The organism is Fictibacillus arsenicus (genome assembly GCF_001999465.1).
Classification (GTDB): Bacteria; Bacillota; Bacilli; order Bacillales; family Fictibacillaceae; genus Fictibacillus; species Fictibacillus arsenicus.
Genome location: NZ_MQMF01000002.1, coordinates 557,994 through 572,429 on the forward strand (window position 1 = coordinate 557,994; position 14,436 = coordinate 572,429).

The window sequence follows — 14,436 nt, forward strand, 5'->3', positions numbered from 1 at the left end:
ATGAAAATCAATCGCGTGAATTATTTAACGGGGCCAAATCTTTACAGCTTCAAACCTACCATCTGGATTGAGCTTGATATAGAAGAATTTGAAGAAAAACCATCTAACCTGTTACCGGGTTTTACAGATAAATTACTAAAAGTCATCCCTTCGCTTCATACTCACACGTGTTCAAGAGGATACGCGGGCGGATTTGTGGAACGCCTTCACGAAGGCACGTGGATGGGACATATTTTAGAACATATTGCGTTAGAAATTCAGCACCTTGCAGGTATCAAAGTAAAACGCGGCAAGACAATTACTAGCGTGCGAAAAGGGATCTACTTTGTTACGTATGACTACGTTGAGCCTAAGTCAGGCTATTACGCGTTTGAAGCAGCGATTAAAATTGTAACCGCTATCCTTGAAGGAAATGAAATCAGTGCTGATTCTTATATTCAGCACACCTCTGACCTTTATCATCTGCACAAATTAGGTCCGAGTACAGAGGCAATCTACAATGCGGCTCGTAGCCGCAAGATTCCTGTGGAACGAATCGGAACAAACAGTTATTTAAGGCTTGGAACCGGAAAAAAACAAAAATCTGTACAGGCTACGATTTCTAGCCAAACCTCTTATCTTGCAGTTGAAAATTCATGTGATAAGGATATGACGAAAACTCTTCTTAAAGGTGCTGGTCTTCCTGTGCCGATTGGTGATGTTGTATCCAATGAATATGAACTTTTCCAGGCAGCTGAGAAGATCGGTTATCCTCTTGTGATCAAACCTCTTAACGGGAGACAAGGTCAAAATATCGTGACCGACATAAAAAACGATGAAGATTTGTTAGCAGCATTCCGTGTTGTGTACAGTGAAGGAACGCAGTATATTCTCGAGCGCTATTATGCTGGCAACGACTACCGCTTTTTTGTTGTGAATGGCGAGTTGATTGCTGCTAGCCTGCGTCTTCCCGCTATTGTAACGGGTGACGGCTTCAAAACAATCGGTGAGTTAATTGATGAAGAAAACCTGAATCCTTTGCGTGGCGATGGTCATGAAAAAGCGATGAGCAAGATACCGCTAGATGAGCGTACGGTCGTGCATTTAGAGAAAAGCGGCTACTCTCTTCAATCAATTTTAAAAAAAGGACAAGCCCTTGAAGTGCTCGGCAACGCGAATCTATCAACAGGCGGATCTGCGATTGACGTAACGGATGAGGTTCATCCTTCTTATCGAAAAATGGCCATTGAAGCTGCAGCTGCGGTAGGTCTTGATATTGCAGGCATCGATATCCTTTCGACAGATATAACTGTTCCTTTTGTAGAAGGGGAAGCTGCTATTTTGGAAGTGAACGCAGCACCAGGTATCCGCATGCACCTCTACCCTTCAAAAGGAAAAAGCCGTGATGCCGGCGAGGCAATCGTTGATTACTTGTTCTCATCCCGTGAAGAAGCTGCGATTCCCGTCGTGGCGGTAACTGGAACGAACGGGAAAACGACGACTTCTCGTTTGGTTGCCCACCTTTTGCAAAAAGAAAATGTAACAGTCGGTTATACATGCTCTGATGGAGTTTGGGTCGGCGATCAGCAGCTGGATTCAGGTGACTGCAGCGGACCGAGAAGTGCCCGCAAAGTATTGTCTCACCCAGCCGTTGATGTTGCTGTACTTGAAACTGCACGCGGAGGTATGCTTCGTGAAGGTCTTGCTTTCCGATATTGTGATGTTGGCATCGTAACAAACGTGAGTGAAGATCATCTTGGCTTAAATGGCGTTGAAACATTAGACGATTTGAAAAGATTAAAACAAACTGTCGCTGAAGTGGTACTCCCTGAAGGGACTTGCGTTCTGAACGCTGATGACCCGCGCTGTGTGGACATGGCACAGCACACGAACGGTGAAGTCGTCTTCTTCTCTCTGTCTGTTATGAATCCTGAGATCCAAAAAGGATTAGAGACTGGCTCAAAAGTATGGTATCTCGAAAATGACTGGGTGATGTTCAGTGAGAACGGGAATACTGAAAGGTTCCTGCCTGTTTCTCATATCCCGTTAACGATCAGTGGTGCAGCCCGCCATAATGTTGCGAACGTACTAAGTGCACTTGCTGCTGCTCATTCGTTAGGACGTCCACTTTCTGAATTGCGCAGCAAAGTGATTACGTTCCTTCCGACGGAGAACCAAAACCGCGGACGCTTTAACCTGGAGCAGATCCATGGCCGGACCATCGTGATAGATTACGCTCATAATCCAGCAGGGCTTAAAGCTTTGTTTGAAACTGTGGATCAGCTGAGAGATGGCGGTCGTGTGATTACGGTTGGATCAGCAGCAGGTGACAGACAGGACCATAACATTCAAGAGATGGGCCGCCTATTTGGCACACATTCAGATATTTTTATCATAAAAGAAGATGTGAATTTAAGAGGACGCACCCCTGGTGAAACGGTTCATCTTCTCTACACCGGTGTAAAGGAAGCAAAGAGTACAACGGCTGTTCATGTGTATCCGAAAGAACCTGAAGCGATGCTGCAGGCATGGGATCGTTCACAGCCCGGCGACACACTCGTATTCTTGTACGACGAGTACCCTTCCATTCAGGGGATTTTACAGAGGATCAAAAACTCTGAATCTATTTCCGTCTTACAGAAAGCAGAATAATAGTAAAAAGAAAAACAGTGCAGGATTCCCGAGGGTGGGAAACGCACTGTTTTTTTATTAATGGGATGTTTCGAAATAGGAGTCATCCATCAAACGCACAAGATCCAATTCGATATCATCATTAAAAAAGGAATATCCGTTAATAGTCCCCTCTAACCTCGCTTCAATCCCCGATTTATCATATGGCTTCCACGCAAAATACATATGACGGTTGAGGTCAAAATCACCAAATAAATCTGGTGATGCAACTGAATCCATCTTAATTAGAGATTCAATGACAGATAGCCAATCATTCGGAAGCTTCATAGTGCCGTATGAGACCGAAGCAGTTTCTACCCTCTTTTCCATCTGAAGTTTTGGATAATAGTACTCTACTCCGTTCGTAACATGGAAATTTCTTTCTCTATTTAAGAACAACTTCATATGATCTACCTTATCATCCTCATGAAGATTCCAAACTAACCGAAATGTAGAAGGGTCTCTACTATCAATCTTCCAAACTTTGGGTTCTCCTGAATTATCGATGTTTAGTACTTTCCATTTTGTATTCTGCCATTCCCAATAGCTTGTTCCGTAGTCTCCGGTTGTTGAGATAAATGGAACGAAAAAGTGTTCCTCATCTATTTTTATTTTATCTCTTATTTTTTCAACTCTTATCGTTGTTTGCGTATCGTTCATATTTTCTATCAATTCTTTATCAGAAGGAAAAGCGACTGGAGTTCTTGGAAAATACCAATAGAAGACTAACCCTAAAATAATCAATAGACCTATGCTTATCGTTAATTTTGTGGTTTTCATCATATCATTTCCCTCCTTTCAATATGGAGGAATCTGCTCGATAGTACATTTGTTTAGTTGGTGTCCAAACTAATAGACCTTTCCCGTCCACTTCTACATATATCACCGCGCTGGTCCCGCTTCCCCATTTTGTCTCAGTGCCAGTAAGCTGATAAGGAAATCGTTCTTTCCGGTCCTCTGGCTCCACATTTACGACTGTATTGTAGTACCATTCTTCACTTGGAATAGAATCTTTTCTCATTGTATTCATCTGACTTTTAAGGCTCTTTTTGTCGAGTTGTTGCTTTTCTGCTGAAGGATGAGTGCTTACAATTTCCGCCTCTTTTACACTTGCCATGTAAGTCGATAGCTCATTTTCTGGATATAAAGCATTCTGAAGAGGATATGATAAAAAAGCAGCTGCAAGAAAAATGAAATTCGCAATGAACCCCAGCCACGCAAAACGCCTGTACATCACCCACTTCTCAACCTTGTTTCTGTAGATAAAATACAAAATCCAAACGCCAAGCGGAAGGATTGGAATTTTAACGAAAGCATCAAAGCCAGGCATGGTAATAGAAAATGAAAAAAGACCAATGATGATTACAATAAAAGCTTTCCACTTCTTCGGTTCCTCCTCTTGCTTTTTATAGATGCGATAAGCAAGAACCCCGATCACAAAAATGGCTAAGAGATCCATCACCATAGATGGAAAATGGTTTATGAAATAAAAATTGATGATCAGCACCCCTTTTTTCAAAAAAAACTATCTATATACTAAACTATGTATGTACTACCAATTATTGCATATGTGCAGATGAACTTCCATGCTCCCAGGAAAAAACAGCCCGAGATTAATGGGCTGCTTTCATCTACTTTATTAAATGTACATTCCTGTTTTTATTTTGATTCGCTTGTTTTGCGTGATAGCTCCAAGCATGAGTTACGATGTCTCTTAGATTCGGATATTTAGGAGCCCACTGCAGTTCATCACGTGCTTTTTGTGAGGCAGCAACAAGTACTGCAGGATCCCCTATTCTTCTTGGAGATGTTTCCACTTTGATTTCACACTGTGTAACTTCCCGACACGTTTCAATTACTTCCTTTACTGAAAAGCCTTTTCCATTGCCCAGGTTGTAGACGCCGCCTTCATTTTCGTTTCTGATTTTGTTTAGAGCACGATAATGAGCATCCGCTAGATCCATAACATGAACATAATCACGAATACATGTGCCATCAGGTGTAGGATAGTCGTCGCCAAATACATATACTTTGTTCCGTTGTCCTAATGCGGTTTGAAGTACGATCGGTATCAAGTGCGTTTCAGGATGGTGTTCTTCCCCAATACGTCCTTCAGGGTCTGCACCGGCTGCATTAAAGTAGCGGAGTGAGATCGACTTTATACCCTGTTCTTTTTCCGCCCAATAGAGCATTTTCTCTATCGCAAGTTTCGTTTCACCATAAGGATTTGTCGGTATTGCAGGGTCCTCTTCTTGAATCGGAACGTGCTTCGGTTCACCGTAAACGGCCGCTGTTGAAGAAAATACGAGTGTTTTTACATTATTTTTGTTCAATACCTTCAACAGAGAAAGGGTTCCCGCCACATTATTTTCATAATAGGATAGCGGATCTTTCACGCTTTCACCCACTAGAGAATTCGCCGCAAAATGAATGACAGCTTCTATGTTGTGATTTTGGCAAATGTAGTGGAGCAGCTCTTCATCGTGTAAGCTTCCCATGTAAAAAGGAACATCGTTGAGTACCGCTTGCCGATGACCGGTTGTTAAATTATCCAGCACAACAACAGATTCACCTTTTTCTTTCAAGTTAAGTACCGTATGGCTGCCGATATACCCTGCCCCGCCTGTTACTAAGATTGTCATATTTCAATCACTCTCCATAACAAATAGGGTGACTTCTTAACACAAGTCACCCCTTTTATTTAAGTGTTTTAACAACAATCGCTTGTGATGCACTCTTGATGAGACAGCCTTCCAAGTCTTCTTCTTTTATTAACCCAAGCGTGAGAGCAGACTTTACCTTTTCTTCATCAGGTTTTGGAACGTGATGAATGAGTTCGGTCATGTTGAGTGCAGTCAGCCGAAGAACCGTCTTCTCATCATTAAATTTTTCGGACTTCCGAATTTGTCTTTGGAGCTTATAATTGTTGACGGTAACCTCGCCTTTTTCATTTGGACCGACAAGGTTATCAAAATAAACATGGAAGACTTTCTTCAGTTCATCCAGTTCCTTTTCGAGTTCTTTTTTCTTCGCACTTAGGGTGTTGTATTTGATTACCAGGTCTTCAGAAATCGTGTAATCCGTTTTATTAACTGACATAGCTCGTCCTCCCCCAATACTTTCAGATAGTTCATTTTATTTTGGAGGAGTCGGAAATATACCAAATGAAAAAGCCAACTCACTTATATGGTGAGCTGGCTCCTATTAGTCGTTTGGTTCCTGATCTTTATCTATCTTTTTCGTACCTTTACTTACATACGGCTTTGGGCCTTTTTTCTTGCTGCTCGATTTCCAGCGGTTCCAGCCCTTCTTTCCAGTTCCCTGACCTACTCCGCTCTTTTTCTTGCTATTCGCTTTCGCTTTACTCATCATAATCACTCCATGCACATTCTATTACACAGTATAGAGCAGAAAGGTGGATTTTACTACAAGTCATTCAAATATACATAAGTTACTTTTCAAATTTTGAAAAGCATCTTCAATTCGTTTACGATTCCATGAGTGGAGCTGAAGTGGTAACTGTTCTTTTGGAAAGAAGCCAAATTCCTCAATTTCGTCATTTGTAGCCCAATTTTGTTGCCCAATTATAGTTGCACGAAATAAAAGCACAAGGTCGTCTTTAATTGGTGCAGAATATGTCGAGATTAGATGAGAAACATCTATGATATAGCTCGTTTCTTCAAGGACCTCCCGCTTAACTCCATAAATAGGCGATTCGTTTGCTTCAAGATGACCTCCAGGCAATGTCCAATTGCGCGATCCATATTTAATCTGAACAAGCAGTATACGGTTGTATTGATCAAATATAGCTGCGAAAACACCTACACTAGGCATGGTGGCATCCTCCTATTGGTGTGAAATCAGAAATTGTTATTTATTTGGGATGGCTTCCCTCAATTTCACGGCATCCGACTCATCTAACTTTCCGTATCTATTCTTGTTCAGATCGATAATCTCAGTAAACATACCTTTGTTAAACCAAATTTTATATTCCTCTAGCCTCTCCGGCTCATTCAGATCATTTTGGTAGAAAAAGATCAGCAACATATCTTCTTTTCTCGACATCTCTACTTTGGCGTTTTCCCATTTTACTTTTCCAAAGATAGAGGCAATTGTTTGAACTCGATCTTCTTCTGTAATAATATGTTCTCCAGAATGATCTTCACCGATTTGATAATCCACTCGAACTAGCTTTTCGTTATTACATCCCACTAGACCTATCAAAACAAAAAAGATAACAAACCATTTTTTCATAGTTTAATCAGCCGGATTAACAATTGCCATCTGCTGGTGATCTTCCCACTTGCCGTTGATCTTCACATTTTTGCGGGCAAGTCCTTCTTTTTCGAATCCAGCTTTTTCTAACACACGAATCGACCCAATATTATGTGGCATAACTCCTGCTTCAACCCTATGCAGCTTCAATTCTTCAAAAGCATACTTCACGATCAGCTTTACCGCTTCGGTTGTATAGCCTTTTCCGTTGTGCCTTTTATCTAAAAAATAGCCAACAAACGCACTTTGAATCGCACCGCGCATGACTGCAAATAAGTTAATCGTACCAATTAATTTATTTTCATTTGTAAAAATACCAAATAAATAATCGAGATCTTGTTTGGCATTCTCTTCCATCATCTGTAGCCGCTTCCGTGTACTTTCAAGCGTATAAAATTCTGGTGAGCGCTCCATCGAATATTTCTCAAAGAATTCTTTGTTCTCCACCTGCAATTGAAGCACGTCTTCGGCATCATCCACATTAAGTAAACGTATGTAAATATTCTGTCCAGATAACTTTTGTTTCAAATCAATGCTTTGGTTCATGACCATTCCTCGTTTCTTCTCTATATTAAATCTCATGTTTTGTGTCGTAGAGCGGCTGATCTTTTTTCATCACGTCGATGTGCCTTCCCATCGTGATATCATCATAAGGTGTATATTTGTTAGAAGGCATTTTGCGTCTGACAATGATGCGGTAAAGGATAAGACCGAACACTACCGCATAAAAGGTAATTCCAGTAACCGTCATATCACAGCCTCCCGGTTTGAGAGTCGAATACTGTAATTTCTTAAACCATTCAAAGTCCCTTGATATTTAAAGACACCTTTCTTAATCAAGTGCAACAATCGTACTCGATAAATGCATCACCAATATATTGTTCATACCGTCCGAGGACTTCACCAACTAAGCGTGCTGCTTTCATAAAATGTTGATTTACAGGTTTTTCGTGCAGTTCTATTGCGAGTTCGATCATAAAAGAATCCAAATATTCCGCTTCTACACTTTTTATCTGAGAGTTCTCCCAAACACGCAACACGTCTTTACTGCTCCTCAATTCATTCCACTCATCAACTAGCTGCTTATATAATTCAGTTGAGAGTGTCTTATTCCCTTTTGTCTTCTCAAGAATGGTTAGCAAGTTTTCTTGAGAAAGTTCCCCTGTATGAAGTGATACATAATAAATATCCGGATGTTTGCAAAACTTGTTATAGCTTTCATTAGAGTTAATGATAAGGATTTCGTTCTTCCGATCTGCCAGAAGTTTTAATACAAACGAAAGACCAGTTTTTTCTGCTGCATTTTCAGCATGCCATATTGTTATAAGGGCATCTTCAGGGATGGCTTCAATTTCCTGAATTGTCTCTCTGAACCTCTCTTCGTACTCTTTCTCATAATAATCATGGAACTCATTTTTCGGCATATGATCTTTAAACCACTTAGTACGGTTTGCAATTCCAGAATCGGTGTCCAGATGAAAAATGGGTCCACCTGCGAAATGATCGGGGGAACCGATAATCTTTATGTTATGAACAGATTTGATATTCTCTCTATTCTCTCTAATGGCCCACTTCAAGCCACCTGCAGTGGATTGACCAAACAAAATATGTACATTCATCTTCGTTCTCTACCCTCCAGTTTTCTTAGAGGAATCCTTCTCATTTCCTCGTTTAAAGTTCCCTGTCACTTTAGCGAGAATCAACTGAACCTCATGATCGGTTACGGCTTGTTCAATCCTTTTAATGATTTTCTCTGCTTCTCTCCCCTTTAATGTTGTAATATGTATGCCGTTATAATCGATAAAAACAATATTGTTCTTTGTAATTTTATAGGTAAAAACTTCTTCTTCAAGCCGTTTTCGTTTATCGATATTTCCCATTCTGCTCTCCTTTTTATAAAACTTTATCTCTTTCTTACAGCTATCCAAATACTTCTACGTAATTTTTCTGTATCCTTTAAAATAGGCTTATTGTACTTTTTTTATCATTTCTTAGAATTCATAAAATGTTTAAATATCGTATTAATTTACATAGGCGTTTTTTCATTATGGTTAAAAGTATGTTATAATAGTTATATTACAAAAACTTAGGGCTTTCGACTTTTCTTAGTCACCCTCCGTTCTTCGAAGGGAGTGCAAGAAATGGAGAAAATCAGTGTATTTATGGATGATTACCGGAGTCCTCCAGAGGGTTATGTGTTTGTCGAGACCATCGACGAATGTATGGAACTTTTGCGAAGCTTCCACATCGAACATCTGTCATTAGATCACGATTTGATCAGTAAAACCAGAAATGGAACAATGCTCGTTCAAATGATGATTGACGAGAAACTTTTCGCAAACCGGATTACTATACACTCAGCTAATTCAGTCGCCGGAAAAGGTATGTACAACAACTTAAAACAAGCACAAAAAGATCTTATTATGCCGCCAACCATTATTGTGTCTTTGCGACCTTTACCTCTCAAATTTATCCCGCCGCGTGTTCTGCAACATTATATGGACGTCATGTAACTCACAAATCCCAAATTCTTTTACACAATGCTTAAATATATAAACTGAGGAAGCAGCCAGTTTTACAAACATCATAGATCACTTGGCATAGTAGCTGTTTCCTCGATTTTTACAGACCAAGAGATAATCGTCGTACTATCCCTCACACCTTTTCGTCTAACTTCTTCTAATAACTTCCTCACACCTTCTGAAACACTTACACCTTTTAAAGTATTTTCTACCGCTTCAGGATCTGCAAACGTTACACCGTGACATTCTGTCAATCCATCTGTTGTCAGCAAAATCAGACTTTCACCTTGCCGTAATTCCTTCTTGCCGCTGCTGTAGCAAGGTATAGGCATCTCAAAGGTGTTTACCTCACCTACCCACTCGTAAAAACTTCGCTGGTTCAGCTGTCTCTCACCAAGTGCGATCAATTCCGGATGAAACACATGCAGAATACAGTCTCCGATTGAAAACCACCACAAGTATTTATCTTTTCGAATCACGATCATACAAGCGGTTTCCCCGGTGGTTCTTCGGCATGCCTCCATAAAATCAGGTTCCTGAAAAATATCGAGAATGAAGGTATCCATTCTTCTTAATGCCTCACCCACCGGCTGCATCAATACTCTCTGAATCCCATCCTTTTTTTTATTAAAATGATCGACCACCAGCTCAACACTTAAAGCCGTCTTATGGCCATCAAGGATCATGGTGAACTCCCAATCAGCACTTTCATCCACCCAGACCAAGCAGCCGTCTTCGTTTTTATATTGGCCGGCTGAAGAATTCCCGCCAAACCTCCCGACTGCTATAGACCCAATCAAACTCACATCTAATTCATCTACAAAATCTTTGTCACTGCCTGCCCAGCTCAATTCATTCATGAGGTCTTTCCTCCATATAGTTCTTTATTCGTTCACATACCTGAATGATCTCAGCGTTTTTGCCGAACGGCGCTTCGGGCCAGTCGTATACTTCCCAAGGGCCCCAGTATTCTTCAGGAGTATTTGGATATCTTGGGATGATATGCATATGAAGATGTGGAACAGAATTACCAGAAACAGCCGAGTAGATATGCTCCGCCTTTTCTGTCTCTTTTATCGCTTTACTCACACGTGCCATAATGACACCGAAAGCTTTTGCTTCGTCCATTGTCATATCCCCTAAAGAAGGAGCATGTCGCTTCAAATCAATCATAATGTGGCCAAGATAAGATGGTTTGCCACCCTTATCGATGTGCCCTACATAAATAAACTCATCTTCATAGATCTTAACGCCGGAAGTTTCTATATTCCCATTATGTTTATTGCAGATAAAACAGCTCTCACTCATTTTCCTTCTCCCCTTTTTAAAAAATAAAAAGCCCATCATCTCTATAAAGAGACGATAGGCTGATCCTAACGTGGTACCACTCTTCTTGGTTTGCGGTAAAAAACACAGACCTTCTCCAGACTCCTTCACGGGAGTTAACCGTTCAGACCTACATATCAGCCTGACCGCTCCTAGGCGAGTTCGGGAGATCCATCGGCTGCCTTTCACCAAATCAGCAGCTCTCTACACAACAGAAAATCCTTACTACTCCTAATCCAAGCGTTTAAATTATGGAAAACTTTTACTAATTATAGTGTGATTTGAAAATTCTGTAAAGAACAAAATTTTATTTAAGTAGCGGATTCTTAATTTCAATCAAAGGCAATCCAGCTTCTATATAGCTTCTCATTAGCTTCCAAACAGTGTCCTCTAACCTAAACGTTTGAAAGAACAAATTTACTGTTTCTAATGGTTTTCCTTCAATAATAAGAGAAGCACTTAAGATGGCCATTATCTCATTCTCTTTTAATTGGATTATACCTTTTTCTTCAAGAACCCATTGCACATTTTTGTCCCGAAATTCATGAAAAGCCTGGGTCCAGCCTTCCATGGATTCTTCGTAACCAAAGTCAAAAATTTCACCATTTCTAATTTCACGTGCTTGATACTCAACTGAGATTATTTTTTTCATATCCTCAATCAATGAAAATTTCCAGGATTCTATATAACTCTCTAAAAATACTTGAAACGACTGACTCATACTACCTCCCAGATAAAACTTTTTGATACTTGCTATGGTTATCCGTTTCACCAATGTATTCAAAACCATTCTCAAGATAGAATTGATTCAGCCTCAGATTGTCTGCGACACAATCCAACTTCAAATAATGCTTTTTGTTTTGATGGTGTTCTTCGATCCATTCCAACATACTTTTCCCGATTCCTTTACCCATGTATTTCGGAAAGACTGCTAATCTATGTAAATATAAAGAATCATTCGTATCATCAACTCCAAAAATATGCTGATCCCATTCACTTTTGGTCTTTGAAAGTGTAAAGGTTCCCACCATAACATCGTCTTTTAAAACGACGAAAGTCTCTTGGTTCTCAATAGCCTGCAGAATCTCAGAATCGTCTCCGCCCTGTAATAGATATCCCCATTGGTTGATCTCGTTGTCCTTCAGCCAATACGCGACTTCCTTTAAAAGACTCAGAATGTAATCACTATCCTTAACAGATGCCTTTATCACATCAAACCCTTTCATCGGTCCACCTCCATATTTATTTCATACAACATGAGCGAAAAAACTGATGCAAAAAAAGCGAAAACCTCTTTTGCTATAAAACAAACCAAGGTCTCGCAGTCCTGAAACGCCTACAAATCTAACAAGATAAGATGCTAGTGGAAAGAATAGCAGAATACTAATGAACACAATAATTGTGTTTGAAAGGAAATGTGTAGTGAAATTAAAGTACAGATTTATACGATAAAAATTAAAAATCCAATCAGGAACTTTTTCATGAACCATCCGCCTTTTACCGAAGATCATAATTTGATTAGGAGTTTCTTATTACTAAGAAATAACACCAGCCACTCAAACAAATAGAAGTATCCAAGAATGACAAAAAAGAGACCACAATTCACCTTTCTGCAGCTGGTTCACTAATTCCTTTAAAGTATATAACATTATTTTACATTTTTTCAGAAAATAAAAAAGCAATAATTCCTAAAATGGAATTATTGCTGATATTTAATATAGATTACCACCAAAAACGTCTAAATCTCCGGATTCCAAAAAACGGGAAACCGAAAAGCCCGAAACCAGGAAAGAAAGGACCTGCAAAGAAAGGAAAACCAAACCCTGGACCAAATCCAAATACACGCTCTGAACGGTCTTGCGTTTGCATCACCATATACATGTTTTCGTTGTCATAGCTGTGTATTTTGCCTTGATAGACTTTACCGTTTGCCATTTCCACCTCGCAATATTGTCCTAATCTTTGCTTGCAGATGTTCATCCATTCATGATGTCCATCCTTCTTCATGTGGTAATTCTCGTTGGGCATATGATACCCAGCGTTGTCTTTGCCGTAGTGCAAAAGAAAGCCTCCTAAAAAATATTCAATACATCATATTCACAAGGAGACAACTTGTTACACTCTCCCGCACCCAAAAAATTTTAACAGTATTTACATAAATCGCATACATTAATTGCATACATTTATGTACAAATATGTCTTGTCGGGAGTGGAATACATGGAATCATGCAACACACAGTTAACCGGAAGAGTAATCTTTAAAGGGGACCCAGGCTATAATGAAGCCGTTAAGAACTGGAACCCATATGTGAATACCTATCCTCTTGTTTTCGTTTTTGCACAAAATGCCTGCGATGTAAGCAATGCGATTAAATGGGCACGTGAGAATGATGTTCCACTAAGAGTCAGAAGTGGACGACATGCTCTAGACAAGGAGTTTAATGTTGTAAAGGGCGGACTCGTTATTGATACAAGTGACATGAATAAAGTTCATTTGGATAAAAAAAGAGGCATTGCTACTGTTCAACCAGGTATTCGCGTTGGCCCCCTTGTAAAAGGATTGGCTCGAGAGGGTTTTATGGCAGTGTTCGGGGATAGTCCAACCGTTGGTATCGGAGGGATAACGACGGGTGGCGGATTCGGATTACTCTCACGTACGATTGGTTTAATATCAGATAACCTCCTTGCACTAGAGACCGTAGATGCAAAAGGTCGGATTCTTAAAGCCAGTCCAACTTGCAACGAAGACTTATTTTGGGCCTCTAGAGGAGGCGGTGGTGGTACGTTTGGATACAATACGGAATATACGTTTAAAGTTCATCGTGCACCTGATACCGCAACGGTCTTTAACATTATTTGGCCATGGGAACAGCTAGTAACGGTGTTTGAAGCTTGGCAGAATTTGCTTCCGTTTGTAGATGAGAGATTAGGCAGCTATATGGAGATCTACAGCAAAGTAAACGGATTATGTCATGTAACTGGCCTTTTCTTAGGTTCAAGACAAGAATTGATTCAAATCCTGCAACCTTTACTAAATGCTGGAACACCTTCAGAAGTAATCATAGAAACGCTATTCTACCCAGACTGTATCGATTTCCTTGACCCACCTGAACCACCTTATGCAGATCAAAACTTTAAGTTCTCTTCGTCTTGGGCGACTAACCTTTGGCCAGAAAAACCAATTGCAGTTATGAAAAAATTTTTAGAGGAAGCACCTGGAACAGAATCCAATTTCTATTTTTCTAATTGGGGCGGTGCCATCAGCAGGGTACCAAAAGACAAAACAGCCTTCTATTGGCGAGATCCTTTATTTTATACGGAATGGAATGCAACGTGGGTTGATAAATCTGAAGAAGCTAGTAGCCTTGCATCAGTCGAAGCAGTACGTCAGCAGTTGAAACGATATACAACAGGATCCTATGTTAACGTTCCAGACGAAAATATTCAAAATTTCGGACCCGCTTATTGGGCCACAAACTTTGAAAGACTGAAAAGAGTAAAAGCAAAATACGATCCAGAAAATATATTTAATCATCCACAGAGTGTGCCGCCAGCATATTGAAATAATTAAGTAATGAAACTTATATTAAATAATAATAGCACTGCAGTTCAGATGCAGTGCTATTCTCACTTAAAAATATGTTAGATGACAGTTTAAAGCCTA

General features: G+C 40.0%; 19 protein-coding genes and 1 other annotated feature. Of the genes, 3 read left to right on the plus strand and 16 right to left on the minus strand.

Going from position 1 to position 14,436, the window contains the following annotated elements; genetic code table 11:
- The gene (cphA, locus tag UN64_RS09970) at positions 1–2,631 is read left to right on the plus strand and encodes a cyanophycin synthetase (protein WP_077362236.1); all 2,631 of its coding nucleotides are present in this window, start codon (positions 1–3) and stop codon (positions 2,629–2,631) included.
- 57 nt (positions 2,632–2,688) lie between these two features.
- Here the strand turns inward: cphA and UN64_RS09975 are convergent, their stop codons facing one another.
- The 11 genes from UN64_RS09975 to UN64_RS10025 form a co-directional block, all read right to left on the minus strand.
- Positions 2,689–3,432, minus strand: coding sequence for a hypothetical protein (locus tag UN64_RS09975; protein ID WP_077362238.1), 744 nt, complete (start codon positions 3,430–3,432; stop codon positions 2,689–2,691).
- Position 3,433: 1 nt separating this feature from the next.
- Positions 3,434–4,168: a hypothetical protein gene (locus UN64_RS09980; RefSeq protein WP_077362240.1), complete on the minus strand. Its 735-nt coding sequence runs from the start codon at positions 4,166–4,168 to the stop codon at positions 3,434–3,436.
- Positions 4,169–4,280: 112 nt separating this feature from the next.
- Positions 4,281–5,291, minus strand: coding sequence for a UDP-glucose 4-epimerase GalE (gene galE / locus UN64_RS09985; protein ID WP_077362242.1), 1,011 nt, complete (start codon positions 5,289–5,291; stop codon positions 4,281–4,283).
- Positions 5,292–5,346: 55 nt separating this feature from the next.
- Positions 5,347–5,748, minus strand: coding sequence for a hypothetical protein (locus UN64_RS09990; RefSeq protein ID WP_077362244.1), 402 nt, complete (start codon positions 5,746–5,748; stop codon positions 5,347–5,349).
- A gap of 105 nt (positions 5,749–5,853) precedes the next feature.
- Positions 5,854–6,018, minus strand: coding sequence for a DUF3934 family protein (locus UN64_RS09995; RefSeq protein ID WP_077362246.1), 165 nt, complete (start codon positions 6,016–6,018; stop codon positions 5,854–5,856).
- A gap of 63 nt (positions 6,019–6,081) precedes the next feature.
- Positions 6,082–6,483 (minus strand): NUDIX hydrolase, encoded by a 402-nt coding sequence (locus UN64_RS10000; RefSeq protein ID WP_077362248.1) that lies wholly within the window; start codon positions 6,481–6,483, stop codon positions 6,082–6,084.
- Between the two features lie 36 nt (positions 6,484–6,519).
- Positions 6,520–6,903, minus strand: coding sequence for a hypothetical protein (locus tag UN64_RS10005; RefSeq protein WP_077362250.1), 384 nt, complete (start codon positions 6,901–6,903; stop codon positions 6,520–6,522).
- Positions 6,904–6,906: 3 nt separating this feature from the next.
- Positions 6,907–7,470, minus strand: a complete 564-nt coding sequence (locus tag UN64_RS10010) for a GNAT family N-acetyltransferase (RefSeq protein WP_077362252.1) — start codon at positions 7,468–7,470, stop codon at positions 6,907–6,909.
- A gap of 25 nt (positions 7,471–7,495) precedes the next feature.
- Positions 7,496–7,675: a hypothetical protein gene (locus UN64_RS10015; protein ID WP_077362254.1), complete on the minus strand. Its 180-nt coding sequence runs from the start codon at positions 7,673–7,675 to the stop codon at positions 7,496–7,498.
- A gap of 85 nt (positions 7,676–7,760) precedes the next feature.
- The gene (locus UN64_RS10020; protein ID WP_077362256.1) at positions 7,761–8,543 is read right to left on the minus strand and encodes a DUF1835 domain-containing protein; all 783 of its coding nucleotides are present in this window, start codon (positions 8,541–8,543) and stop codon (positions 7,761–7,763) included.
- A gap of 9 nt (positions 8,544–8,552) precedes the next feature.
- Positions 8,553–8,804 carry a hypothetical protein gene (locus UN64_RS10025; protein ID WP_077362258.1) on the minus strand — a complete coding sequence of 84 codons (252 nt, stop codon included), beginning with the start codon at positions 8,802–8,804 and terminating at the stop codon, positions 8,553–8,555.
- Positions 8,805–9,065: 261 nt separating this feature from the next.
- Between UN64_RS10025 and UN64_RS10030 the strand changes: the two genes are divergently transcribed.
- The gene (locus UN64_RS10030; RefSeq protein ID WP_077362260.1) at positions 9,066–9,437 is read left to right on the plus strand and encodes a cyclic-phosphate processing receiver domain-containing protein; all 372 of its coding nucleotides are present in this window, start codon (positions 9,066–9,068) and stop codon (positions 9,435–9,437) included.
- 71 nt (positions 9,438–9,508) lie between these two features.
- Here UN64_RS10030 and UN64_RS10035 read toward each other — a convergent pair whose 3' ends face one another.
- The 5 genes from UN64_RS10035 to UN64_RS10055 all read right to left on the minus strand — a co-directional run bounded on the left by UN64_RS10035 (position 9,509) and on the right by UN64_RS10055 (position 12,833).
- Positions 9,509–10,306 (minus strand): PP2C family serine/threonine-protein phosphatase, encoded by a 798-nt coding sequence (locus UN64_RS10035; protein WP_077362262.1) that lies wholly within the window; start codon positions 10,304–10,306, stop codon positions 9,509–9,511.
- A complete protein-coding gene (locus UN64_RS10040; protein ID WP_077362264.1) occupies positions 10,299–10,754 on the minus strand; it encodes an HIT family protein in 456 nt (151 codons plus the stop codon). The genes UN64_RS10035 and UN64_RS10040 overlap by 8 nt, the downstream gene beginning before the upstream one ends.
- Before the next feature lie 44 nt (positions 10,755–10,798).
- Positions 10,799–11,020, minus strand: a binding site (T-box leader).
- A 59-nt stretch (positions 11,021–11,079) separates the two neighbouring features.
- The gene (locus UN64_RS10045) at positions 11,080–11,493 is read right to left on the minus strand and encodes a flavoprotein (protein ID WP_077362266.1); all 414 of its coding nucleotides are present in this window, start codon (positions 11,491–11,493) and stop codon (positions 11,080–11,082) included.
- A 1-nt stretch (position 11,494) separates the two neighbouring features.
- Positions 11,495–11,998 (minus strand): GNAT family N-acetyltransferase, encoded by a 504-nt coding sequence (locus UN64_RS10050; RefSeq protein WP_077362268.1) that lies wholly within the window; start codon positions 11,996–11,998, stop codon positions 11,495–11,497.
- A gap of 496 nt (positions 11,999–12,494) precedes the next feature.
- Positions 12,495–12,833 (minus strand): hypothetical protein, encoded by a 339-nt coding sequence (locus UN64_RS10055; protein ID WP_077362270.1) that lies wholly within the window; start codon positions 12,831–12,833, stop codon positions 12,495–12,497.
- Between the two features lie 157 nt (positions 12,834–12,990).
- On the opposite strand from UN64_RS10055, the gene UN64_RS10060 reads away from it, so the two are divergent.
- The gene (locus UN64_RS10060) at positions 12,991–14,334 is read left to right on the plus strand and encodes an FAD-binding oxidoreductase (protein ID WP_077362272.1); all 1,344 of its coding nucleotides are present in this window, start codon (positions 12,991–12,993) and stop codon (positions 14,332–14,334) included.
- Positions 14,335–14,436: the final 102 nt, after the last annotated feature.